This window comes from Aquimarina rhabdastrellae (assembly GCA_947387485.1).
Taxonomy (GTDB): Bacteria; Bacteroidota; Bacteroidia; order Flavobacteriales; family Flavobacteriaceae; genus Aquimarina.
The window spans coordinates 98,734-123,059 of sequence record CANDNT010000009.1 but is presented as its reverse complement, the minus strand read 5'-3'; the positions used below and the strand labels follow the sequence as shown (position 1 = coordinate 123,059).

18 protein-coding genes and 2 tRNA genes are annotated in these 24,326 nt (G+C 31.0%); 12 read left to right on the top strand and 8 right to left on the bottom strand.

Annotation, left to right across the window (positions count from 1 at the left end; genetic code table 11):
* Nucleotides 1–55 precede the first annotated feature (55 nt).
* From ACYEKI_RS14125 to tpx, 3 genes are all read right to left on the bottom strand, one after another.
* Nucleotides 56–2,542: an FtsK/SpoIIIE family DNA translocase gene (locus ACYEKI_RS14125; RefSeq protein ID WP_459211844.1), complete on the bottom strand. Its 2,487-nt coding sequence runs from the start codon at nt 2,540–2,542 to the stop codon at nt 56–58.
* Between the two features lie 68 nt (nt 2,543–2,610).
* A complete protein-coding gene (locus tag ACYEKI_RS14120; protein ID WP_459211843.1) occupies nt 2,611–2,979 on the bottom strand; it encodes a diacylglycerol kinase in 369 nt (122 codons plus the stop codon).
* A gap of 2 nt (nt 2,980–2,981) precedes the next feature.
* Nucleotides 2,982–3,479 carry a thiol peroxidase gene (gene tpx / locus ACYEKI_RS14115; protein ID WP_459211842.1) on the bottom strand — a complete coding sequence of 166 codons (498 nt, stop codon included), beginning with the start codon at nt 3,477–3,479 and terminating at the stop codon, nt 2,982–2,984.
* 238 nt (nt 3,480–3,717) lie between these two features.
* On the opposite strand from tpx, the gene ACYEKI_RS14110 reads away from it, so the two are divergent.
* Nucleotides 3,718–5,799 (top strand): T9SS type A sorting domain-containing protein, encoded by a 2,082-nt coding sequence (locus tag ACYEKI_RS14110; RefSeq protein ID WP_459211841.1) that lies wholly within the window; start codon nt 3,718–3,720, stop codon nt 5,797–5,799.
* Between the two features lie 94 nt (nt 5,800–5,893).
* Here ACYEKI_RS14110 and ACYEKI_RS14105 read toward each other — a convergent pair whose 3' ends face one another.
* The 3 genes from ACYEKI_RS14105 to ACYEKI_RS14095 all read right to left on the bottom strand — a co-directional run bounded on the left by ACYEKI_RS14105 (nt 5,894) and on the right by ACYEKI_RS14095 (nt 7,150).
* Nucleotides 5,894–6,151, bottom strand: a complete 258-nt coding sequence (locus ACYEKI_RS14105) for a DUF6952 family protein (protein ID WP_459211840.1) — start codon at nt 6,149–6,151, stop codon at nt 5,894–5,896.
* Nucleotides 6,132–6,446 (bottom strand): thioredoxin family protein, encoded by a 315-nt coding sequence (locus ACYEKI_RS14100; protein WP_459211839.1) that lies wholly within the window; start codon nt 6,444–6,446, stop codon nt 6,132–6,134. The genes ACYEKI_RS14105 and ACYEKI_RS14100 overlap by 20 nt, the downstream gene beginning before the upstream one ends.
* 65 nt (nt 6,447–6,511) lie before the next feature.
* A complete protein-coding gene (locus tag ACYEKI_RS14095) occupies nt 6,512–7,150 on the bottom strand; it encodes a redoxin domain-containing protein (protein ID WP_459211838.1) in 639 nt (212 codons plus the stop codon).
* A 266-nt stretch (nt 7,151–7,416) separates the two neighbouring features.
* Here ACYEKI_RS14095 and ACYEKI_RS14090 point away from each other — a divergent pair, with 266 nt between their 5' ends.
* From ACYEKI_RS14090 to ACYEKI_RS14055, 8 genes are all read left to right on the top strand, one after another.
* Nucleotides 7,417–9,627, top strand: a complete 2,211-nt coding sequence (locus ACYEKI_RS14090; protein ID WP_459211837.1) for a tetratricopeptide repeat-containing hybrid sensor histidine kinase/response regulator — start codon at nt 7,417–7,419, stop codon at nt 9,625–9,627.
* A 147-nt stretch (nt 9,628–9,774) separates the two neighbouring features.
* Entirely contained in the window at nt 9,775–10,935 is a 1,161-nt protein-coding gene (locus ACYEKI_RS14085) for a trans-sulfuration enzyme family protein (RefSeq protein ID WP_459211836.1), read from the top strand.
* 61 nt (nt 10,936–10,996) lie between these two features.
* Nucleotides 10,997–11,713 carry a bacillithiol biosynthesis deacetylase BshB1 gene (gene bshB1, locus ACYEKI_RS14080; protein ID WP_459211835.1) on the top strand — a complete coding sequence of 239 codons (717 nt, stop codon included), beginning with the start codon at nt 10,997–10,999 and terminating at the stop codon, nt 11,711–11,713.
* A gap of 70 nt (nt 11,714–11,783) precedes the next feature.
* Nucleotides 11,784–11,859 (top strand) — tRNA-His (locus tag ACYEKI_RS14075).
* A 316-nt stretch (nt 11,860–12,175) separates the two neighbouring features.
* Nucleotides 12,176–12,251 (top strand) — tRNA-His (locus tag ACYEKI_RS14070).
* Between the two features lie 546 nt (nt 12,252–12,797).
* Nucleotides 12,798–13,307, top strand: a complete 510-nt coding sequence (locus ACYEKI_RS14065) for a hypothetical protein (RefSeq protein ID WP_459211834.1) — start codon at nt 12,798–12,800, stop codon at nt 13,305–13,307.
* A 144-nt stretch (nt 13,308–13,451) separates the two neighbouring features.
* Nucleotides 13,452–14,906, top strand: coding sequence for a sodium:solute symporter (locus ACYEKI_RS14060; RefSeq protein WP_459211833.1), 1,455 nt, complete (start codon nt 13,452–13,454; stop codon nt 14,904–14,906).
* A gap of 592 nt (nt 14,907–15,498) precedes the next feature.
* Complete coding sequence (locus ACYEKI_RS14055) at nt 15,499–17,865, top strand: TonB-dependent receptor (RefSeq protein WP_459211832.1); 2,367 nt, start codon at nt 15,499–15,501, stop codon at nt 17,863–17,865.
* 254 nt (nt 17,866–18,119) lie between these two features.
* Here the strand turns inward: ACYEKI_RS14055 and ACYEKI_RS14050 are convergent, their stop codons facing one another.
* Nucleotides 18,120–19,127 (bottom strand): 3-oxoacyl-ACP synthase III family protein, encoded by a 1,008-nt coding sequence (locus ACYEKI_RS14050; protein WP_459211831.1) that lies wholly within the window; start codon nt 19,125–19,127, stop codon nt 18,120–18,122.
* A 778-nt stretch (nt 19,128–19,905) separates the two neighbouring features.
* Between ACYEKI_RS14050 and htpG the strand changes: the two genes are divergently transcribed.
* The 3 genes from htpG (at nt 19,906) to ACYEKI_RS14035 (ending at nt 23,737) form a co-directional block, all read left to right on the top strand.
* Nucleotides 19,906–21,789: a molecular chaperone HtpG gene (gene htpG, locus ACYEKI_RS14045; protein ID WP_459211830.1), complete on the top strand. Its 1,884-nt coding sequence runs from the start codon at nt 19,906–19,908 to the stop codon at nt 21,787–21,789.
* Nucleotides 21,790–21,907: 118 nt separating this feature from the next.
* Entirely contained in the window at nt 21,908–23,257 is a 1,350-nt protein-coding gene (locus ACYEKI_RS14040; protein ID WP_459211829.1) for a serine hydrolase domain-containing protein, read from the top strand.
* Between the two features lie 78 nt (nt 23,258–23,335).
* Nucleotides 23,336–23,737: a hypothetical protein gene (locus ACYEKI_RS14035; protein WP_459211828.1), complete on the top strand. Its 402-nt coding sequence runs from the start codon at nt 23,336–23,338 to the stop codon at nt 23,735–23,737.
* A 139-nt stretch (nt 23,738–23,876) separates the two neighbouring features.
* On the opposite strand, the gene ACYEKI_RS14030 is transcribed toward ACYEKI_RS14035, so the two are convergent.
* Nucleotides 23,877–24,287, bottom strand: a complete 411-nt coding sequence (locus ACYEKI_RS14030; RefSeq protein ID WP_459211827.1) for a hypothetical protein — start codon at nt 24,285–24,287, stop codon at nt 23,877–23,879.
* Nucleotides 24,288–24,326: the final 39 nt, after the last annotated feature.

The window sequence follows — 24,326 nt, the reverse complement described above, 5'->3', positions numbered from 1 at the left end:
TATAATTTATTCAAAAGTATATGTAATAATGGGGATATACTTTCTTTAGGTTATGTTACTTTTCTGCTTCTAATAAGAGATGTAATGCATTTAAATCTGTTACCAAAACTTGACGTGCTTTACTTCCTTCAAAAGGACCTACAATACCAGCTGCTTCTAATTGATCGATAAGTCGTCCTGCTCTATTATATCCTAATTTAAGTTTACGTTGCAATAACGAGGCTGATCCTTGTTGCGCTGTTACGATAATTTCGGCTGCTTCATTAAACAATTTATCTCTATCCTTCTTGTCTATATCAATACTCGTGCCACTATCTTCTCCTATGAATTCTGGTAGTAAATGAGCACTTGCATAAGCCTTTTGTCCACCGATATATTCTGTGATGCGTTCAACCTCTGGTGTATCGACAAAAGCACATTGAATACGGATAACATCATTACCTTGTGTATATAACATATCTCCTCTACCGATCAATTGATCTGCTCCTCCGGTATCTAATATTGTTCTCGAATCAATTTTTGATGTTACTCTAAATGCTATACGAGCAGGGAAATTGGCTTTTATCATTCCCGTAATTACATTTACAGAAGGTCTTTGTGTTGCTATGATTAAGTGAATACCGATTGCACGTGCTAATTGTGCTAATCTCGCTATAGGAGTTTCTACTTCTTTACCTGCCGTCATGATTAAGTCTGCAAACTCATCTATAACCAAAACAATATATGGTAAAAAGCGATGTCCGTTTTCTGGATTAAGCTTTCTTGCTTTAAACTTAGCGTTATACTCTTTTATGTTACGCACCATTGCATTTTTAAGCAAATCATAACGTGCATCCATTTCTATACACAACGAGTTTAAGGTATTAATCACCTTGCTGTTATCTGTAATAATGGCATCTTCTGCATCTGGAAGTTTTGCTAAGAAGTGACGCTCTATCTTGTTATATAATGTTAATTCTACTTTTTTAGGATCAACTAAAACAAATTTAACTTCGGCTGGATGTTTCTTATATAATAACGAAGTAAGAATCGCATTTAATCCTACCGATTTACCTTGTCCTGTAGCTCCTGCCATTAGCAAGTGAGGCATTTTTGCCAAATCTACTACCAAGGTTTCATTTGAAATGGTTTTACCTAGCGATAATGGCAATTCCATTTCTGCATTTTGAAATTTAGGAGACATAATCGCTGATCGCATCGATACTATCGTAGAGTTCTTATTAGGAACTTCTATCCCTATGGTTCCTTTTCCTGGTATAGGTGCTATAATACGAATTCCTAATGCCGCTAGAGATAAAGCTATATCGTCTTCTAAATTCTTGATTTTTGAAATTCGTATTCCTGCTTCTGGTACGATTTCATATAGTGTAACTGTTGGTCCTACAGTAGCTTTTATTTGAGCTATTTCTATCTTGTAATTCTTAAGCGTCTCAACAATTCTATTTTTGTTTTCTTCTAGCTCTCCTTGATCAATAGTAATCCCAGCTTTTCCTTGTGTGTAATCTTTTAATAAATCTACTGTTGGGAATGCATATGCACCTAATTCTAATCTAGGATCAAATTCTCCAAAATCTTTTACTAATTGATCGCTAATGGTATCGACTTCTTCTTCTTCTACGGTCTCTTCTATTTCCATAGTGATTTCTTCTAAGAAATCATCCTTTTCATCATTTACACTCTTAACCTCATCAGCTTCTTGCTCTCCATCCAAAATAGTAATTCCTTCTGGTTGTGAATAGTTCTTGATGGTTGGTACTAAATCTTCTTGACCAAAAGTAGTTGTGATAGTTGTTTCTGCATCTTCTGCTATAACTATAGGTTCATCTATAGCTGTCACAGGAATTTCTGTTTCTAATGGAATAGTTTCCTCTTTTTGATTTACGCCTTCATCATTTAATGATGGTGCATCTACTTTTTCATCGGATATAGTTTCTTCTACTTCTTCCTCTTTTCTTGAGAATGCCGCTATTACAATTTCTGGTGTCAGTTTTAATCGCACTACAACATAGAGTATGGCAAAAAATATCAGTAACAATACTGTTCCTAACTTACCTATATAATCACTTAAAAAATCATTAAATTCAAATCCAACAACTCCTCCTAAAATATGATCTGCATAATTAAAGAATCCAAATAAAACTGCGCCCCATAACATCAATAATATTCCCCAATACCAGAAACCAATCAATTTCTTTTTATTGAAACCTAGTACTAAATACACTCCAGATAATAAGGTTAATACAGGAATTATAAATGCCGAAATCCCAAATCCTCTATAGATAAAAAAGTTACTAATTTGGGCTCCAAAACTGCTTAGACTATTTTTGATTCCCACATCTCTTCTAGCATAATCAACCAATTCGCTTTGGTCTACTTTCCAATTGAAGAAAAAAGAGGTAAATGAAAAAAATAGCCATATCCCAAATAAAAATAGAAAAGTACCCAAAACAATCTTTTGTTGTTTGGTCATACTTAATCGTTCTTTAATCGACTTTTTATTCTTTACGGTTGTTTTTTTGGTAGTTGCTTTTCTTTTGGCCATTCTTGAAAATAATCTTAGCGCAAAAATACGAATATCTCTTTGTGAACGTAAAATTGCTTCTAAAATTTCTAAAAAATATACGGTATATAAATGATGAAACCTATGATAACGGCGGTAATTGCTGCAATAAATACGGCTCCAGCCGCTACATCTTTTATCACCCCTATCTTGTTATGAAAATCTGGATGGACAAAATCTGCAATAGCTTCGGCAGCTGTATTCATACCTTCCATACTCATTATCAATCCTATTGCAAAGATTTGCATTATCCATTCTGTGGTTGTAATATCATAATAAAAACCTGCAATTGTCATTACAATTCCGATTCCAGCTTGTACCTGTATACTAGCTTCAGTTTTTAATAATAGTAATGCACCTTTCATGGCATATCCACAACCACGAATTCTTCCCTTAATAAATTGTATCCCTTTTGTCATTATTACAATGCGTTCAATGCTGCTTCATAATTAGGTTCATCTACGATTTCATTTACTTGTTCTGTATGTACAACTTTACCTTCCTCATCAATAACTACAATTACTCTTGAGTGCAATTGTTGTAATACTCCATCAATAATTTCTAAGCCATAATCTTTACCAAATTTACCAGTTCTGTAATCTGAAAGGCAATATACTTTATCGATCCCTTCTGCTCCACAAAAACGGGTTTGTGCAAAAGGTAGATCTCTAGATACACATAATACTACTGTGTTTTCTATTGAAGAAGCCTTTTCATTAAACTTTCTTACAGATGTAGCACAAGTTCCTGTATCTATTGATGGAAAAACATTTAATACTACTTTTTTCCCTTTATAATCTGATAACTTAACTGTAGATAAATCCCCTTTTACTAATTCAAAATCTAATGCTTGAGTTCCTACACTAGGTAATTCTCCTATAGTTTGAACTGATTTTCCTTGTAATGCTATTGTTGCCATGATTTATGTTTCTTTTTTATGAGAATGTAAAATTAAGAAGATTAAACTATTTATCATTTTACCTTTTCTCTTTTTTCTAGTCAATAGCAAAAAAAGAGATAGGCTCTCCCCTACTTTTACAAACAACACAATAATGACATTTTTTTTATAAAATCCATAACTTTTTAACGTTTATTACGTAGGGTATATACGATATCGTGCGTTATTACAAAGAATTACAAATCACATTCTCAAAAACATGAAATACAAATTACCACTAATCATTCTTTTGATTTTAGGGCTTTCGCTTCAAGCGCAACAAAGTCCCGATGAAATAGCCAAGACTTGGCTAAAAGACAATTTAACAACATTAAAAGTCAACTCGATAGACGAATTTAATCTACGTTCAACTCGCAAAGGACTATCAGGACAAACATTACGTTATCAACAAACTATTAATGGAATACCTGTATTTGATTCTGAAATAGCTATTCATATATCAAATAAAAACAAAGTATCTTATGTAGCTAATAATCATAAACATGGTGTAACTACAATCAATACAACTCCAAACCTTTCTAAAACCTCTGTTCTTGACCAAGCAAAACAATACATGAATTTAAAAGGAGAACTAACTCAAAGTGATTCTCAATTATATGTATATCTTAAAGATGGAAACACTAGATTAGTACATGTAGTACATATGGATGCTAAACAATCTACTGGATATTGGAGAGTAATTATTGATGCGCATTCTGGTGAAATTATTGAATCCAAAGATGTATCTATCCGCCGTGATATCAATTCAAAAATTTCTCATGCAGTACCTACTGTTGGTTTTAAGGATCAAGAAACAGCTCGAATTGTAGAAAATATAGCTGCTGCACCTGTTGATGGCACAGGTATGGTATTTGATCCGGATCCATTATCTGTTAATGGTGTAACTTATGGCGGGAACTATAGAGATAATAATGATGCTACAAATGCTTCTCTGGATGCTTCAAGATCATCTGTTACCTTGAAAGGAATTGATCTTACTGGAGGTACTTATAAACTAGAAGGACAATATCTAGAAATCCAAGATGTAGAAGCTCCTTTTAAAGGGCTTTTTACACAAAATTCTCCTGATTTTAATTATAACCGTTCTAATGATGCTTTTGAAGCAGTTAATTGTTATTATCACCTTGATAAAAACATGCGTTATATCAATGAAACATTGGGTATTACTCTTGTTTCTAGATTTAACTCTGGAGTGATCATCTATGATCCTAGTGCATGGAGCGGTGGAGATAATTCTTCTTATGGAGGAGGAGTTCTTAAATTTGGCGAAGGTGGTGTAGATGACGCTGAAGATACAGATGTAATTATCCACGAATTAGGTCACGGAATTCACGATTGGATCACTAATGGTTCTTTATCTCAAGTTGATGGTTTAAGTGAGGGATGTGGTGACTACTGGGCGCAATCTTATAGTCGTAGCCTTAATCAATGGGATAGCAGTGCTCCTTCTTACCATCATATGTTTCATTGGGATGGTCATAATGAATTCTGGGGAGGAAGAACTACTAACTATTCGGCTACTTACCCAGGAGGTTTAACCTCTTCTATCCATCAAAATGGACAAATATGGGCAACTGTTCTTATGCGTATTTTTGATATTATAGGACGAGAGAAAACAGACAAAGCATTCTTAGAAGGTTTAAGTATGACTTCTAGTTCTACAAATCAAGAACAAGCTGCTATCGCTGTAAGACAAGCTGCTATCGATATGAATTACAGTTGTGCAGACATTAATGTAATGACTACTCAATTTACCAATACAGGATATACTATGCCTTCTATCCCATTACAGGTTAATTGCCCTGGTGATCTTGCCGTAGCATCTGACCCTACAACAACAAACTTTACTATTCCTGACTATACCGGTATGGCAAATGCTATTAATGATGATTGTAATGCTACTGTTACACAAAGTCCTGCTGCAGGTACTGTTGTATCAGATGGTTCTCATCAAATCACTATTACTGCTAGTAGTGGTGGAGCTTCTGTAAATTGTACTTTTGAATTAACTGTTGATAGCACTCTTTCTGTAGACGAATTTGATGTTGAAAATCAAATTTCTATATATCCTAACCCGGCTAATGATTTTATCACTATCGATCGTAAGGTTAATACATTAGAAAAAATAGAAATCTATAATATATTAGGAGCTAGAGTACATACACAAACTCTTGATAAACTTAGCAATACTATTAATGTAGCTAATTTATCAAGTGGAGTATATTTTATTTCTTTTGAAAATAGAAGCAATAGTAAATCTTATAAATTCATAAAGAATTAAGATTTAGTTTATATAAAATCAAAAAGAAAGGTTGTCTAATACATAGACAACCTTTCTTTCTTTTTCATAGCATTATTATAGTATGCTCTATTGTTTATTTATCAATAGATCCTAATACTCTTTTCATAAATGAGTTAAGCGCTTCTTTTTTAGGAGTTCCTTCTTTTATCATTTTATCAACTTCTAGAGCTCCATACATATTTGATATTAACTCTCCTATTACATCTAGTTCTTCATCTTTTAATGATGGTACTTCTGTAAGCGCTTCAAGAGTTTCAATAGTTTCGATTACAAAATCCTCGTCATTTTCTTCAATGAAAGAGGTAAGATGCTTAATTACTGGTAACTTCATTAACTAATTCTTTTAATACATCAAACTTGTTAGTTTGGGTTTGATTCACAAATTCTCCTCCTTTAAAAGTAGCAAACGTTGGTAAGTTATCTACAGTAGCTAGCTTACGTGATTCTGGATACTTCTCTGCATCAACAATCACAAAAGTCAGTTGTTCTTGCTCTGTTGCTAATTTTTTAAATTTAGGTTTCATTATTCTACAATTCCCACACCAAGTTGCAGAGTATTGTACTACTACAGTTTCATTATCTGCTATTACACTAGCTAGATTATCTTCTTGTAACTCTTTTACCATGATAATTTTTCTTTTTTTTTAGATACACTAAGCTCATAAAGAGCTTAGTGTATTATATGTTATGATTAGTGAGAAGCTAAATATGAAGCAACTCCATCTCTATTTGCATTCATTGCATCTTTACCTTCTTCCCAGTTTGCAGGACAAACCTCACCGTTCTTTTGTACGTGAGTATACGCATCGATTAATCTTAAGAATTCGTTTACGTTTCTTCCTACTGGCATATGGTTGATTCCTTCATGGAAAACTGTACCTTCTTCGTCAATTAAGTATGTAGCTCTATACGTTACGTTATCACCTTCTACAGTTACAACTCCTGTCTCTTCGTTATACGTTTCGTTAGTGATATCTAAAATCCCTAAAGTACTAGCTAAATTACGATTTGAATCAGCTAAGATTGGATAAGTAACACCTTCAATACCACCATTATCTTTAGAAGTGTTTAACCATGCAAAGTGTACTTCTGGAGTATCACATGAAGCTCCAATTACAATTGTATTTCTCTTTTCAAATTCAGCTACAGCAGCTTGAAAAGCGTGAAGTTCTGTTGGGCAAACAAATGTAAAATCTTTTGGATACCAGAAAAGTAATACTTTTTTATTCTTGTTTTTAGCTTCTTCTAAAACATTGATTTTAAAAGTATCTCCCATTTCGTTCATTGCATCTACATCAAGATTCGGAAATTTTTTACCTACTATTGCCATTTCTATTTTTTTATATGATTAATATTGATTTTGACACTGCAAATATACAGTCTCTTTTTGTTGTACTAATAGTTATTGATTTTAATTTTTTATATCGTAATAAGTTTTTCTAATGCTTCAATTTTTATTCAAAAATCTCTATTTAAATACCCTTTTTTTATGATTAAAATCATCTTATAACTTTTTAATTTCTATAATATTAATTCTATTTTGTAATTTCGTGAACCGAAATCCCCTACCCCAAATAGGTTTAAAACACTAAACTATTGAAACGTATCGTATTAATTACATCATTACTGCTGATGTTGAGTGCTTATGTCTCTAAAGCTGAGACACAAAATACTGCAACTAAGGATAGTATTCAATTAATGATTAAGGAATCTCAACGATTTCAAAATGAATTTAAATATGAACAATCATTACAAATTGCCGAAAAAGCATTAATGATTGCCAAATTCCATGATGATTCTGAAAGTAAAGCATATGTTTATCAAATTATAGGTCATAATTATGAGCTAAATGGAGAACATGATAAGGCTATTGATAATTATGAAAAAGCATTGGTTTATGCCAAAATCTCTAAAAATAAATATTTAGAATCAGAGATCAACAATAATATTGCTGCGCTTCAAATTAAAGAAAAAACAACTGTTTCTTCTGCTGTTTCACATTATAACGAGGCTTATTTAATAGCCAATAAAATGAAAGATACTATGCTTATGATAGCTCCTTTAATCGATTTAGGAGATTATTTTATCATGCAGCAAAAATATAAAACTGCTTATCCTTACTTATCAAAAGCTCGAAAATTAATTACTGCTAAAGCTTCAAATACTAATAAAACAGTGATTAATGCCCTTTTAGCTCAATATTTTTTACATGAAAAAATGTATGGTCGAGTTGAGACGCATACAAAACGTGCTATTTCTTATGCAGAAAAAGATAATTTACATGAGGAGTTAGCCAAAGCATACAAAATCTATTCTGATCTTTATAAAGCTAAAAAAGATTATCAAAAAGCCTATACCTTACTTAATGAACATTATAAAAACTTGGTGATTTCGAACAATAAAAAACGTTTAATCGAATTACAAAAAGCAAATGTTAAATACGAAGTAGAACAATATAAACGTGAATTAGAAGTTGCCGAAAATGAAGCAAAAGAACGTAAGTTTCAAATTATACGCTGGAAAACAACGATTATATTAGGTATCATTTTTATCATCATTTCTTTTATTTTCTTGATTAGTTCGTATAAAAACAACGCTCAAAAACGTAAACTTAATCAAGATCTTCTTGAAAAAAATAAGGAGCTTAAAAAAGCAAAAGAAACAGCAGAACAGGTCTCTGTTCTTAAGTCTCAGTTTGTCTCTACGGTAAGTCACGAATTACGTACACCTTTATATGGAGTTATTGGTCTTACTTCTATGCTTATGCAAGATCATCCAGAAGAAAAAAAGAAAGAATATCTTCAATCTTTAAAATTCTCTGGTGATTATCTTTTGGCATTGATTAATGATGTATTACAATTGAGTAAAATAGAAACTAACGAAGTGGTTTTAGAAAAAACTTCTTTTGATATACGTTCTCTTGTAGAAGGCATTGCTAATTCTTTACGTTCTAGATTAAAAAACAACAATAATAAAGCACATATACAGATAGATCGTTCAATTCCTCAAACACTCTCAGGAGATTCTGTTCGTTTATCTCAAATCCTAATTAATTTAATAGGAAATGCTTTAAAATTTACCAAAGAAGGAAATGTATGGATCACCATTACTCATATTCGTAATTTTAATAATACTCACCTTTTAAAATTTGTTGTTAAAGATGACGGAATAGGTATTCCTATTGATAAACAAGAATCTATTTTTGATAATTTCGTTCAAGTAAAAAATACAGAACAGGAACATCAAGGTACAGGTTTAGGGCTCTCTATTGTAAAAAAACTTATACAATTACATAACAGTGAGATTCATATTAAAAGTAAAGAAAATGAAGGTACTGAGTTTTTCTTCGAATTGTATTTTGAAGAAGCTATCCAGCAAGCTCCTGCCCTAACCAAAACTCCACAGATAAAGACTCCTGTAGGTACAGATAGTTATCATATATTAATTGTTGATGATAATAAAATCAATCAAATGGTAACTCAAAATATCTTAAAGAAAAACAATTACACTTTTAATGTAGCGACTAATGGTACTGAAGCTATTAGCAAAGCCAAAGAAAATACTTATGACCTTATTTTAATGGATATTAATATGCCTGGAATGAGCGGACTCGATGCTACCATCGAAATTCGTAAATTCAATACTAATGTCCCTATTATTGCTTTAACTGCTGTAGAAGAAGGTGAAGTAAGAGATGAGGCTTTATCTTCTGGAATGAATGATGTGATTATTAAACCTTATGATACTCAGCAATTCTTCCAAACTATAATAAAAAACATTACGATGGCAAAGCATAAAAGCGCTTAACATTTAGCTAAACCCTTGTTAAATCTAGAAAGTTTTGATTGAATATATGTATTTTTAGCCTAGTTCTTCTTCTGTAAATGTTTTATCGTTATGGAGAAAATGAGCTATTATTAGTTATAAAATACATGTTTCAAATTATTCTAGATTATGAATAAAGATTTAGGCTTTAATACAGTTTGTACTCATTTTGGAGAATTAGAAGATACGCAATTTAAAGGTGCTGTTTCTCCTATACATATATCAACATCTTATGCTTTTGAAGATGTAGCTGTAAAACGATATCCTCGTTATTTTAATACCCCTAATCAAGAAGCGCTTAATAAAAAGATAGCACGATTGGAACATGGTGAAGCTGCTCTCGTTTTTGGAAGCGGTATGGCAGCTATAAGTACTACGCTTTTAAGTTTTTTAAAGTCTGGAGATCATATCGTATTACAACGAAATTTATATGGTGGGACACTTAATCTTGTGCTTAAAGAGTTTGATCGATATGCCATTGAATATTCTTTTGTCGATATACCTACTCCTAAAGCTTTTGAAGAAAAAATACAAGAAAACACTAAACTCATTTATATTGAGACGCCTTCTAATCCACTTTTAAAGATCACAGATATTACTGCTATAGCAGCTTTAGCAAAACAACATCAATTAATTTCTGTTATTGACAACACCTTTGCTTCTCCTGTTAATCAAAACCCTATTCTTATGGGAATTGATATTGTTATCCACTCTGCTACTAAGTACCTAGGAGGTCATAGCGATATACTTGCAGGTGCTGTAATCGCTTCTCAAACTCATATCGATACTATATTTCAATTAGGAATAAACTTTGGTGGAAACTTAAGTGATCTTACCGTTTGGATGCTTGATCGTAGTATCAAAACATTAGGTTTACGTGTTAAAAAACAGAACGAAAATGCTAAAAAAATAGCTAAGTGGCTCAATAAACAGGATGCCATTTCAAAAGTATACTATCCTGGTTTAAAATCTCATCCAGATCATGATTTGGCAAAAAAGCAAATGAAAGGAGGTTTTGGAGGTATGTTATCTTTTGAATTAGATACTACAATTAATGTTACTGCTTTTCTATCATCATTAACATTAATTAAAAGTTCTATGAGTCTTGCTGGAGTAGAAAGTACTATCTTATCTCCTTCAAAAACTTCTCATGCTCTATTGAGTGAAGAAGAACGATCGCTAAGGGGAATCTCTGATAATCTACTAAGATTAAGCGTAGGTATAGAAGAGAAAAAAGATCTTATAAAAGATATCAAACAAGCCTTGAAAGCAGCAAAACAAACTTCTTAATTATAAAAATTAAATTACATTCGTAAAGTGTATTATATATACACTTATTTAATATGACTATATGAAATTAGATATACTAGCTATTGGTGCGCATCCAGATGATGTAGAATTAAGTTGTTCGGGTACTATTGCCAAAGAAATTGCTAATGGTAAAAAAGTAGGAATTATAGATCTTACCAGAGGTGAATTAGGTACTAGAGGTACTCCAGAAATTAGAGATCAAGAAGCTGCCAATGCTGCAAAAATTTTAGGCGTTAGTGTTAGAGAAAATTTAGGTTTCAAAGATGGATTTTTTGTTAATGACAAAGCACATCAATTAGAGATCATCAAAATGATACGTAAATATCGTCCAAAAATTGTATTGTGTAATGCGATTACAGATCGACATATCGATCATGGTAAAGGAAGTAAACTTACTAGTGACGCTTGCTTTTTGTCAGGTTTAAGACGTATTGAAACTACTATTAACGGGATTGATCAAGAAGCTTGGCGCCCTAAGAATGTTTATCATTATATTCAATGGCAACCTATTACTCCAGATTTTGTTGTAGATATTAGTGGATTTATGGATAAAAAGGTAGAAAGTGTACTTGCTTACAGCTCTCAATTCTTTGATCCAAACAGTAATGAACCTAAAACTCCTATTACAAGTAGTAATTTTCTAGACAGTGTAACATATAGAGCTGCCGATTTAGGTCGTTTAATTGGTGTTGATCATGCCGAAGGTTTTACTGTAGAACGTTATGTAGCAGTAGATTCTATTTCTGACCTTATTTAATATGCATTTTTTGTCATTTTTTCTTTGTATAAAGCCTAAATATGATTATATTTGCATCCGGAAATTAAATGGTGATTGTAGCTCAGTTGGTTAGAGCGCCTGATTGTGGTTCAGGAGGTCGTCGGTTCGAGACCGATCTTTCACCCTTAAATTTAAGCCTTACTTTTATTTAGTAAGGCTTTTTTGGTTTCATTATTTATTGTTTTCCTCAAAAATGAGGAAAGAGAGATTAGTGAGATTGAATCTAAAATCTAAAATATAAAACACTAAATCTAAAATTAAAAAGGGTTTTAAGCATAAACTTTATAACGAGTATATCTGTTATCTGTAAACTATCTAAGATTTCTACATCCGTTATTCCTAAATATAATTCACTCACAACTTTTGAACTTGATCCAAAAAAATAACAAAATCCCTTGTCAAATTAATAAAAAGAATTATATTTGCACCCGGAAATTAAATGGTGATTGTAGCTCAGTTGGTTAGAGCGCCTGATTGTGGTTCAGGAGGTCGTCGGTTCGAGACCGATCTTTCACCCTTAAATAAAAGGATTACAAGATAACTTGTAATCCTTTTTTAATTATATACTTACTTATACTGGATCAAGACTAATTGTTGTGTTTTTGTATAAGTGACGAGTAATTAGCGATGAGACATGAGTGGGATTGAATCTAAAATTTAAAAGGATTCTCTATATAAACTTTATAACGAGTATATCTGTTACCTGTAAACTATCTAAGATTTCTGTATTTAACGCTACTTATAAACATAATTTGCTCACAACAATCACTCTTGAACCAGCTAAAATCTTTGATTTAGTATATCATGGAGTAAAATCCTAGGATGACTATCCTTCATTCAATATTGTTTCTTAATTCTACTATAATTTTAAAGTTTGATCTTTATTACTTCTTCTAATTTTAATCAAAACACACTTCACCTAAACATTAATTTTAGCTTATAAAACCATGAATTTTAACCCATTACACCTTGTATTTTATAACAATCACTTAAAATATTTGATTAGGTCATTGATCAAAGCTTTAGTTACTTGCATCATCATTTAATCTAAAAAATCAAAACAATGAAATTTCAAATCAAATCATCTATCGTAATGGTATTTGCTGCCCTTACAATTCTATCTTGTTCTAAGCAAGAAGAAGAATTAACTCCTGCTCAAACTACAGAGAATCTTTATGAGTTAGTAGGTACTACAACTACTCGTCAAGCAACTCAAGAAGAACTCGACAAGCTTACTCAAAATCCTACTGAGAGAATTAGCTGTACACTAAGTAGTGACATTGATTGTGGTGAAAGCCCTTCTTCTTTTGAAGGTTATGTTCAAAACTGTACTACCTATCCTAAGATATGGCCTCCAACAGGAGCTACTATAGAAACATACAAAAGTATGATCTATTATGTAGACAGTGATGGTGATATCAATCTTGATCAGTACCAAGATGATGCACAAGATCACGTTGATGAATTAGTAAATACTTATGGTTCTGCAGCATTTATTACAGCAGATGTAATCTACTGGCCATGTAGAAGAGGGGATAATTCTTGTGTAATAAAATATACAGTATATAAATAATAGTACTGTAATTATTATCTAAAAATAAATTAACCACTATAATCATGATTGTAGTGGTTTTTTTCTATTAAATAGTATTCCTTTTTGAACCTGTAGTCTAAATTTGTATTTTGCTTTTCTCAATATCAAATTTAATTAGTCTCTATGCAGCCTTTACATATACTACTACTCATTGCAGCTTATTTTGGAGTGCTTATTCTTATCTCTTATTTTACTGGAAAAAATGCAGATAATGATGCTTTTTTTAAAGCTAATAAGCAATCTCCCTGGTATGTTGTTGCATTTGGAATGATTGGAGCTTCTTTAAGTGGTGTTACTTTTATTTCTGTACCTGGTTGGGTTGAAGCCTCTCAATTTAGCTATATGCAAGTAGTTTTAGGGTATATTCTAGGGTATTTGGTTATTGGTACAGTTTTACTTCCTCTATATTATAAACTCAACCTTACTTCTATATATACTTATCTCGAAGATAGATTTGGGTATTACTCCTATAAAACAGGCGCTTCTTTCTTTTTAATTTCTAGGATTGTTGGTGCTAGTTTCAGGTTATTTTTAGTAGCCAATGTGTTACAAAGTATACTTTTTGATGCTATGGGTATTCCGTTTTGGGTAACCGTTATTATCACTATTTTATTAATCTGGTTGTATACTTTTAAATCTGGTATTAAAACTATTGTTTGGACAGATACTTTACAGACGCTATTTATGCTTATTGCTGTAGGTGTTGCCATTTATTATGTTGCAGATGACTTAGGGATTAAAAACGGAGGATTGTTTAATTATGTATGGGATAGCGAACTTTCTAAAATGTTTTTCTTTGAAGATTTTAAAGATGGAAAATATTTCTGGAAACAGTTTATATCTGGTGCTTTTATTGCAATTGTAATGACTGGACTAGATCAAGATATGATGCAAAAAAACCTTACTTGTCGCACACTTAAAGACGCTCAAAAAAACATGTTTTGGTTTACTTTAGTACTAACCGTCGTTAACTTTATATTTCTAGCTTTAGGGTTATTATTAACAGATTATGCTTCTATAAATGGTATTGATGCCCAGAAAGATCAGTTATTTTCTACTATCGCTACACAAAGTAATTTAGGTTTTGGTATAGCCATATTCTTTGTGCTAGGTTTAATTGCCGCAGCATATAGTAGTGCAGATAGTGCACTCACTTCTTTAACAACATCTTTTAGTATAGATATTCTCAATATTGAAAAAAAATATGATACTAAAAAACAAATAGCATTACGTAAACAAATTCATATACTTTTCTCTTTAATATTAGCCCTTGTCATTATCGTTTTTAAATATATCATTAAAGATGCTAGTGTTATTGCAAAACTTTTTGTTTTTGCGGGTTATACTTATGGGCCTCTCTTAGGGCTATATGCTTTTGGTTTATTTACAAAACTAAAAGTAAGAGATCACCTAGTTCCTTTAATTGCTGTAATAGCTCCAATTATGGCTTATGGTATTGATTATTGTTCTGCTTTGTATTTTAGCTTTGAGTTTCAATTTTTCATACTTATTCTCAATGGCTTTATTACATTTCTAGGATTACTTTTTATTTCTAAAAAAACTACTGTTTTACAATAATATATAATGTATATTTGTTCTCAAATTGGGAAACATCTATTAAACACTGGATAATGCTATGAAAAGTTAAAAGCATATCCTTTTTTGTTAAAAAAATACAAACATTGTAACAAGAGTTTTTAACTAACGTCTTATATGTAAAGATTATGATTTTTCATAAATTTAGTTAGTTAGTTACTTAATAATCAAATTTTATTCATAGTTGATGGTTAGTGTTACTATTTGGTTATTATAAAAAAACCGCTACATATACTGTAGCGGTTTTTGTTTTTATATGATATAGTTTAATCATTTCATTTATAAGTTTTTATAAAATTGCTAATTTTATTAACACACTCTCTTTTAACCTTATTTTTCACAAAAAAAGATTTTAAACACTACAAATCAACACCTTACAACTTTTTAATAATAGTACAATCGTCTTTATTTTCTTTATTTTTTGTTAAAATAGAAATTAACTGTAACAGATTTTAGCAAGGCTCGTCATACATTCTATAAGAAACAAAGTTATCGATCTCTTTAAAAATTTAGCAATCCATGTATTTGTATTATGCAATACAAAGTACAATGCATGACCAACAACATAATCATTATGAAAACAAAAAGTAAAAATCTAATCGTATTCTTATTATCAATTTGGTGTTGTTTTGTCGCCACGGCTCAACCATCTCCAGATAATGCAATAGTAGGATCTGTAAAAGGAATAGTAATGGATAAGAATCTACAACAAGCTATTCCTTATGCAACAATAGTAATTAACGACGCTACAGAAAAAATTATAAGTGGAGGTATCACTCAAGAAGATGGAAATTTCATTATTAATGATATACCTAACGGAAATTATGCCCTTAAAGTTCAATTTATAGGTTACAAAACATTTAGTCAACCTATTGTTATTAGTCGCAAAAACAAAGATTTAGACCTAGGAACTATCTTTCTTGAAGAAGAAGTAGCGACTCTAGATGACGTAACAATTGTAGCAGAGCGTACTACAGTTGAGCAAAAAATTGACCGTAAGGTGATTAATATCGGTAAAGATTTAACTACTACTGGAGGTAGTGCTGCCGAAATCATGAATAACATCCCTTCTGTTAATGTTGATCAAGATGGAAATATCGCTTTACGCGGAAATGAAAACGTACGTATTTTGGTAGATGGAAAACCTACTAATGTATCTGCTGCACAATTGCTTAAACAAATTCCGTCTACAGCTATCAAAAAAGTAGAACTTATTACTAATCCTTCTGCAAAATATAATCCTGAAGGAATGAGTGGTATTATCAATATCGTTTTACATAAAAATAGTAATATTGGATTTAACGGAAACCTTAATCTAGGTGTTAATCATGACGAAAACACACGTTTTAATGGTTCTTTAGATCTTAACTATAGAACAGGAAAAGTAAATATCTATGGTAGTTATGGAAATAACATTTCTAAAAATCAACAACGAGGAGAGTTAAACCGATTTGACGATAATACAAGACAAGAATTTGACATCTTAACAGATAACACTTCTCATTTATTCAAAGTAGGTTTGGATTACTATATCAATGATCGCAATACAGTATCTTTTTATACGAATCAAAACTTATTTAACGGAGACAATAACATTACTACAGATTTATTATTCTTAAGTAATACTCAAAATGATTTTAGTCAAACGACAATTAATGATGAAGAAAACACAAATTCTACTTACAACTTTGACTACAAGCATGATTTTAAAAAAGAAGGGCATAACATTGAATTAGAAGTTAACCACAGTACTTTTAAACAAGATAATATTGATGATTTTACCGGATCAACAGGATTTACACCTTATAGAGATATCATTGATAATGAAAGAAACAATACAGTAATCAACTTGGATTATGTAAATCCATTATCAGAAAAAACTAAATTAGAATTAGGATCTGAAGTTCGTTTACAACGTACTGACAATGTTTACTTATCAACGTTCTTTGACAATTCAACTTTTGAATACAACAGAGATATCTATACTTTGTATGCAACTTATGGTCAAAACTTTGAAAAATGGTCATATCAATTAGGAGCTCGTTTAGAAAACTATAATGTAGAGGCTATATCTTCTACAAACGAAAACTTTGAAGATGATTTCTTTACGGTATATCCTTCAGCATTCATTAGCTATACTCCACAAGAAAAAGATAGCTACCAATTGAGTTATAGTCGTAGAGTTGATCGTCCTGGATTGAATCAAGTAAATCCTATTAGAGAATTTAGTACTGCAAGAGTTACCGGAAGAGGAAACCCTTCTCTAGATTCTCAATTTACAAACTCATTAGAGTTTAATTATACTCGTAGGCTTAATAAAGGTTCTATTACTGGAGGTGTATTTTATAGATTAATTAATGACGAAATCAACCAAACTTTTTTAGTTGATCCAGAAGATGAAAATAGATTAATCTTAATCTCTGATAACTTTGAAGATAATTCTTCTTATGGTTTTGAGATTTCAAGTAATTATCGTCCTACAAAATGGTGGAATTTCAATACTAGTTTTGAGTTATACAGTCAAACACAAAAAGGTGTGGTAGGAGAAACATTTAGAGAGGTATCTAATACAGCTTTTAACTTTAGAATCAATAACAATTTAAAAGCGACAAAAAACTTAACTTTCCAAGTATTCGGAATGTATAGAAGTTCGCAAAAAGGAGTACAATTTAACTCAAAACCGTTCTATTTTGTAAACACTGGTGCTCGTTATAATTTCTTAAAAGGAAAAGCTACAGCTAGTGTAAACTTTAATGACATATTCAATACCATGAAGTTTAGATTCCATAGTGATTTACCTTATCCTCAAGAAGGACAATTTCAAGGAGAAACACAAACAGTATACTTTGGATTATCATATCGTTTTGGAAGCGGTAAAAACAGAAAGTTAGCTAGAAAAAGAAGAGATAATAACGAGAAGTCAGGAGGAGGAATATTATAGGATAACGATCTATAATTCAGACAGAAATAAAACTATACATGTCAAAAAAAATAATATTTTAAAAATAATTCATAATTATTAAAAAATAGTGTAATAGTTTTCTTTTTTCATCGTCTTCTTAATAAATAGTACATATCAATGTTATAATTTGTTTGAGTTAACCGTCAAGATAAAAATAACTTTTAAGTACATATATAAAAAACGCGAAGAGGTTCTCTTCGCGTTTTTCTTTTTATCATATTTTTAAATGTGATCTACCATTTAATAATAGCACTACCCCATGTAAATCCACTACCAAAAGCTGCCAATACTACAGTATCTCCTTCTTTAATCTTTCCTTCTTCCCAAGCTTCTGTCAAAGCAATCGGAATTGAAGCTGCTGTTGTATTTCCATATTTCTGGATATTGTTGTAAACCTTGTCATCAGACAATTGGAATTTCTTTTGTACAAATTGTGAAATTCTCAAATTCGCTTGATGTGGTATTAACATATCAATATCAGTTGTATTTAATCCATTAGATTGTAATCCTTCGTTAATTACTTCAGAAAAACGTACTACTGCATTTTTAAATACAAATTGACCATTCATATATGGATAATAAGGAATATCTTCTTGTGGATTCTCTTCTATAAGTGCAGGTACCCAATGTTCTGTACTAGGTCCCATTAAAGCTAATTCTTTTGCATGAGCTCCTTCACTATGTAAATGTGTAGATAATACTCCATGACCTTCTTTATCACTACGAGATAATACTGCTGCTCCTGCTCCATCACCAAAAATAACAGAAACACTTCTTCCTCTAGTTGTCATATCCAATCCTCCACTGTGATTTTCACTACCTATCACCAATACATTTTTATACATCCCAGTTTTGATAAACTGATCAGCAACGGATAATCCATATACAAATCCACTACACTGATTACGTACGTCAAGGGCAGGAATTGTTCTCATATTCATCATCTCTTGAACTTGTACTCCACATCCAGGGAAATACATATCTGGACTCAATGTAGCAAAGACAATTAAATCAATATCTTCTGGTTTTAATCCTGCTCTTTCTAATGCAATTTCTGAAGCCTTAACTCCCATTACAGCAGTAGTATTACCATCTCCTTTTTTAATATGTCTTCTTTCTTTTATTCCTGTTCTTTCTTGAATCCAAGCATCGTTTGTATCCATTACTTTTGAAAGATCATCGTTTGTCACGACATTTTCAGGCACATAACTTCCTAGTCCAACTATTTTTGATGTATACATAGTATTAATTGTATATGTTCTATTTTTTTATTATTTTCTTTACTGATTTACTATCACAAGATATAGATTATTATATTTTTCGTAAAGCAATATATTCTAATCTTATATGCATGCATAATATTTTGTAAATCTAGGCAAAAGTACCTAATTTATATAATATCTTAAAAAAAAGCGTATCAAACACATATAAACAACTAATTAACAAACACTTGAAATCTTTATTTACTATTATAAAAAGTTATTATTTGTATATATTACAGGAAATAAAAGGTATAAAAATGAAGAAAGACATGTCAATCACTACATGTCTTTCTAACAACCTAACCAATAAATAAACAAACAAACCGGCTAGTGTAGTAAATTTCATGAAGTATATCAGTACTAGCTCAGTTATGATTGCTCTTTAAACATTACATCTCTTAAGGATGTTTTATTTGTATCATAAAATTATGAATTGACAGCTTGGGGTTTACTATCAATTCATAAATCAAAATCATTTTGCTTAATTCTTCTTTTTCATAGCAATTTTAACCGTTCATTTATTGACCAATTAAAATTCTTAAGCAAAAAAATCATCTTAAAAATTCAATCATCTAAATCTATGTCATTACTGTAGTCGATCACTTTTCTTATTACTTACATTTTTTTTATTTTTTTTTAAATGTCATTTTGGCAGCTATTTAATCTTGGTATTTTTTTTGAAAAAAGGCTATTGTCTTTTATCATAATTCTGTGATATAAAAGGCTTATAATTTTTAAACAAAACATTTTAAATATCATGGCAACAGGAAGTATTAATGTATCGGTAGAGAACATTTTTCCTCTCATCAAAAAGTTTTTATATTCTGATCACGAAATCTTTTTACGTGAACTAATATCAAACGCAACAGATGCAACATTAAAATTAAAACACCTTACTAATATTGGTGAAGCAAAGGTGGAATATGGAGATCCTAGAATTGAAGTAAAAATTGATAGCGAAAATAAAAAGCTTCATATTATAGATCAAGGACTAGGAATGACTGCAGATGAAGTTGAAAAGTATATTAATCAAGTAGCTTTTTCTGGAGCTGAAGAGTTTTTAGATAAATATAAAGACGGTGCCAAAGATACAGGTATTATAGGTCACTTTGGTCTTGGTTTTTATTCTGCTTTTATGGTTGCAGATAAAGTAGAAATTATCACAAAGTCTTTTAAAGATGAACCTGCTGCACATTGGACTTGTGACGGTTCTCCTACTTTTACTCTTGAAACTGCCGAAAAAGCAGATAGAGGTACAGAGATTATACTTCACATCGCAGAAGATTCTACAGAGTTCCTAGAAGAAAGTCGAATTAGCGAACTTTTAGTAAAGTATAATAAGTTTATGCCTATTCCGATTAAATTCGGAACTAAAGAAGAAACATTACCTAAAGCTGAGGATGCACCAGAAGATGCTGAACCAGAAAAAGTAACTGTTGACAATATCATCAACAACCCTTCTCCAGCATGGACAAAACAACCAAGCGAATTAAAAGAAGAAGATTATAAAGGTTTCTATAGAGAATTGTATCCTATGCAATTTGAAGAACCTTTATTTAACATACACCTTAATGTAGATTATCCATTTAACTTAACAGGGATTTTATATTTCCCTAGATTAGGTCAGGATATGAATCTACAAAAAGACAGAATCCAATTATACCAAAACCAAGTATTTGTTACTGATAATGTAGAAGGTATTGTACCAGAATTCTTAACAATGCTTAGAGGTGTAATCGATTCTCCAGATATCCCGCTTAACGTATCTCGTTCATATTTACAAGCTGATGGTGCTGTTAAGAAAATCTCAAGCTATATTACAAGAAAAGTAGCTGATAAACTTAACTCTCTTTTCAAAAATGACCGTGAAGATTTTGAAAAGAAATGGAACGATATCAAAATCGTTATCGAATACGGAATGTTATCTGAGGATAAGTTCTTTGACAAAGCAGACAAATTTGCATTATATCCTACTGTAGACGGAAGTTACTTTACATTTGAAGAGCTTCAAGAAAAAATCAAAGACTCTCAAACAGATAAAGACGATAAATTAGTTATTCTTTATGCTTCTAACGAAGATGAGCAACACACTTATATCCAAGCTGCAAAAGATAAAGGATACGAAGTTCTTTTATTAGATTCTCCTATTGTTTCTCATTTAATCCAAAAATTAGAAACTAGTAAAGAGAAAATCACTTTTGCTCGTGTTGATGCAGATCATGTAGATAATCTTATCAAGAAAGATGAAGAGACAATCTCTAAATTATCTGATGAAGAAAAAGAAACTCTTAAAACTGATTTAGAAAAAGTTGTTCCTGCTACATCATATACGGTACAATTAGAAGCATTGGATAGCTCTTCTGCTCCGTTTATGATCACTCAACCAGAATTCATGCGCCGTATGAAAGAAATGCAACAAACTGGTGGTGGCGGTATGAACATGTTTGGTAATATGCCAGAAATGTACAACCTTGTTGTTAATACCAATCATGATTTAATTAGTAAAATCATGACAGAAAAAGAAGACACTAATAAAGAGGCTATTATTAAACAAGCTCTTGATTTAGCTAAACTATCACAAAACTTGCTTAAAGGTGAAGAACTTACTGCATTTGTTAAGCGTAGTTATGATTTGATCTAATACAAATTTAGATGATATTATTAATCCCATTTTGGTTTTCAAAATGGGATTTTTTTATTGTAATATGTAACCAAGAGATTATCTCTTCTGTCTATAAAAGAAATTAAATTTTACCCTTATGACTCTTCGACATTTAGTTGCATTTTTTTTATGTTTAAGTCTTACCATCACAGGTCAAGCACAACAATTAGAACATAAAATAGATAGTTTATTACACTCTAATTTTTCTACAACTGCTCCAGGTGTTGCAATCTTGGTGGCAAAAAAAGGAGAAATTATCTACAATAAAGCCATAGGTATGTCTGATCTAGAATTAGATATTTCTTTAGCCCCTAAACACGTTTTTAAAATAGGTTCTATTACTAAACAGTTTACCGCAGTAAGTATTCTTATGCTTCAAGAACAGCAAAAGTTGAATGTAATTGATGTGATCACAAAATACCTTCCAGACTATCCTATACAAGATAAAAACATAACAATTCATCAATTATTGACACATACGTCTGGAATCAAAAACTATACTCGTCTTAATATGGATAGTATACAACATAAAGATTTATCTCCTCTAGCACTTATCGATTTTTTCAAAAACGAACCTACTAATTTTGATCCTGGGCAACGTTACTCTTATAGTAATTCTGGTTATGTTATTTTAGGATATATTATCGAAAAAGTTTCTGGTCAATCTTATGAGGATTTTATAGAAGAACATATCTTTAAAAAACTAGGAATGTCAAATTCATATTATACTAACAATTATGAAATAATAAAAAATAAAACCAAAGGTTATTTAAAACGAGATAAAAATACATATATCCATCCTCCACATTTTAGCCATACAATTCCTTATGCGGCTGGATCACTACTCTCAACTGTAGAAGATTTGTATACTTGGCAAAAAGCTATTACAAATCATACTTTGCTCTCCCCTAGTTCTACACAACAGGCTTTTACTAATTATACCACGACTACAGGAACACCTATTCATTATGGTTATGGTTGGCATATTAATGAAATTAATGGCAGTACAACCATAGAGCACTCTGGTGGTATTTTTGGATTTATAAGCAATGCTATTTATTTACCTCAAGAAGATGTTTATGTAGCGATGTTATCCAACTGTAGTTGTAATTTACCCATTACTACTACAAGTACTCAAATTGCTGCTTTGGCAATAAACAAACCTTTTCCTGAATTAAAAAATACGGTTAAACTCACAAATAAAGAGTTACAAAAATGGGTTGGCACTTATACTTTTACAGATGGTACTATACGTATTATTTCACGTGAAGGAAATCAATTATATAGTCAACTTAAAGGAAAAGATAAATTAGCCATTTATCCTATTTCAAAAAACACTTTCATCTTCAAAGAGCTATTATACACCATTATCTTTAAAAAAGATAAAAAGGGAGTCTCTTATACGTTTAAAAACAGAGTCGAATCCGAAATAGGAATCAAAAAATAAACCAATGAACAACAACACTTTAACAAAAAAAAGTGTTGTTTTTTGTATCTTTATATAGCTCACCTTAAAAAACTCGTCATGATTACTCCACTTTTTAAAAAATTACGACTTTCTCCTAATTTAGATGAGATATTAATTTTAAACGAACCTTCTGGCTTTGATAGAGAACTGAATAAACTATCTAATATACGCATCATTGAATCTCTAGTTAAAGTTTCTGAGGTTGATTTTGCTTTGGTTTTTGTAACCAAGAAAGATCAAATAGAGAAACGAATTGAAACCTTATATCCTCGTTTAATAGGCGATGCCACCTTATGGTTTGCCTATCCTAAGAAAAATTCAAAAATATATACAACCAAGCTTACAAGAAAAAATGGATGGGGTGTACTTGGTGATTATTTAATCAAGCCTGTGCAAAAAATAAGTATTGATCATAATTGGAATGCTTTACGTTTTAGAAAACTATCCTTCATTTCTTAAATTAAACATATCATCATTCCTGTTTTTAATTTCATAAGGGCAAGAAAAAACCCCTTTGCGTTACTAAGGGGTTTAACCAACTAATCAAACAAACATGTTACTTATGAAAAAAAACTCTATGATTTACATATTCTACATTTTATAAAAACATATACGGCTCTTTTTTTGCATTAAGCGCATATATATTTTTCTCATCTTTTAAGATCACTAACATCATCATTACAAACACTACATAAATTAATGCCAAATTAAATTGATGTGCATCTATCAAAAAGATCGTAAAAAAGCTACATAATAGGATTGCTATTTTGGTAACTTTCTGTGTGGCATATCCTAAAATTAACAGGAGGCCTATAAGAAATTTCTCAAAAGGAACTAAAGGTGCTAATGTTTCAATAATTCCAATATTAAAAAAACTTACTTGTCCAAAATAAGTTTCAATTCTACCTATAAATGATTCGTATTGTATTGCATTATACAAGCCATAAATCACAAAACTGAGACCTATAATAATCCTAAAAACAAAAAACACTAAAGCATTGATTTTCAAAATGATAAATTTTTAATGTAAAGCGGCACAAAGGTATTA

What these genes read in the sequence shown, in the direction of transcription:
- ACYEKI_RS14050 (WP_459211831.1), bottom strand. Translation starts at nt 19,127, where the DNA reads ATGTATACATCAAAAATAGTTGGACTAGGAAGTTATGTGCCTGAAAAT.
- ACYEKI_RS14095 (WP_459211838.1), bottom strand. Translation starts at nt 7,150, where the DNA reads ATGGCAATAGTAGGTAAAAAATTTCCGAATCTTGATGTAGATGCAATG.
- ACYEKI_RS14120 (WP_459211843.1), bottom strand. Translation starts at nt 2,979, where the DNA reads ATGACAAAAGGGATACAATTTATTAAGGGAAGAATTCGTGGTTGTGGA.
- ACYEKI_RS14105 (WP_459211840.1), bottom strand. Translation starts at nt 6,151, where the DNA reads ATGAAGTTACCAGTAATTAAGCATCTTACCTCTTTCATTGAAGAAAAT.
- ACYEKI_RS14035 (WP_459211828.1), top strand. Translation starts at nt 23,336, where the DNA reads ATGATTACTCCACTTTTTAAAAAATTACGACTTTCTCCTAATTTAGAT.
- ACYEKI_RS14085 (WP_459211836.1), top strand. Translation starts at nt 9,775, where the DNA reads ATGAATAAAGATTTAGGCTTTAATACAGTTTGTACTCATTTTGGAGAA.
- tpx (WP_459211842.1), bottom strand. Translation starts at nt 3,479, where the DNA reads ATGGCAACAATAGCATTACAAGGAAAATCAGTTCAAACTATAGGAGAA.
- ACYEKI_RS14100 (WP_459211839.1), bottom strand. Translation starts at nt 6,446, where the DNA reads ATGGTAAAAGAGTTACAAGAAGATAATCTAGCTAGTGTAATAGCAGAT.
- ACYEKI_RS14065 (WP_459211834.1), top strand. Translation starts at nt 12,798, where the DNA reads ATGAAATTTCAAATCAAATCATCTATCGTAATGGTATTTGCTGCCCTT.
- ACYEKI_RS14060 (WP_459211833.1), top strand. Translation starts at nt 13,452, where the DNA reads ATGCAGCCTTTACATATACTACTACTCATTGCAGCTTATTTTGGAGTG.
- ACYEKI_RS14040 (WP_459211829.1), top strand. Translation starts at nt 21,908, where the DNA reads ATGACTCTTCGACATTTAGTTGCATTTTTTTTATGTTTAAGTCTTACC.
- ACYEKI_RS14055 (WP_459211832.1), top strand. Translation starts at nt 15,499, where the DNA reads ATGAAAACAAAAAGTAAAAATCTAATCGTATTCTTATTATCAATTTGG.
- ACYEKI_RS14110 (WP_459211841.1), top strand. Translation starts at nt 3,718, where the DNA reads ATGAAATACAAATTACCACTAATCATTCTTTTGATTTTAGGGCTTTCG.
- htpG (WP_459211830.1), top strand. Translation starts at nt 19,906, where the DNA reads ATGGCAACAGGAAGTATTAATGTATCGGTAGAGAACATTTTTCCTCTC.
- ACYEKI_RS14125 (WP_459211844.1), bottom strand. Translation starts at nt 2,542, where the DNA reads ATGGCCAAAAGAAAAGCAACTACCAAAAAAACAACCGTAAAGAATAAA.
- bshB1 (WP_459211835.1), top strand. Translation starts at nt 10,997, where the DNA reads ATGAAATTAGATATACTAGCTATTGGTGCGCATCCAGATGATGTAGAA.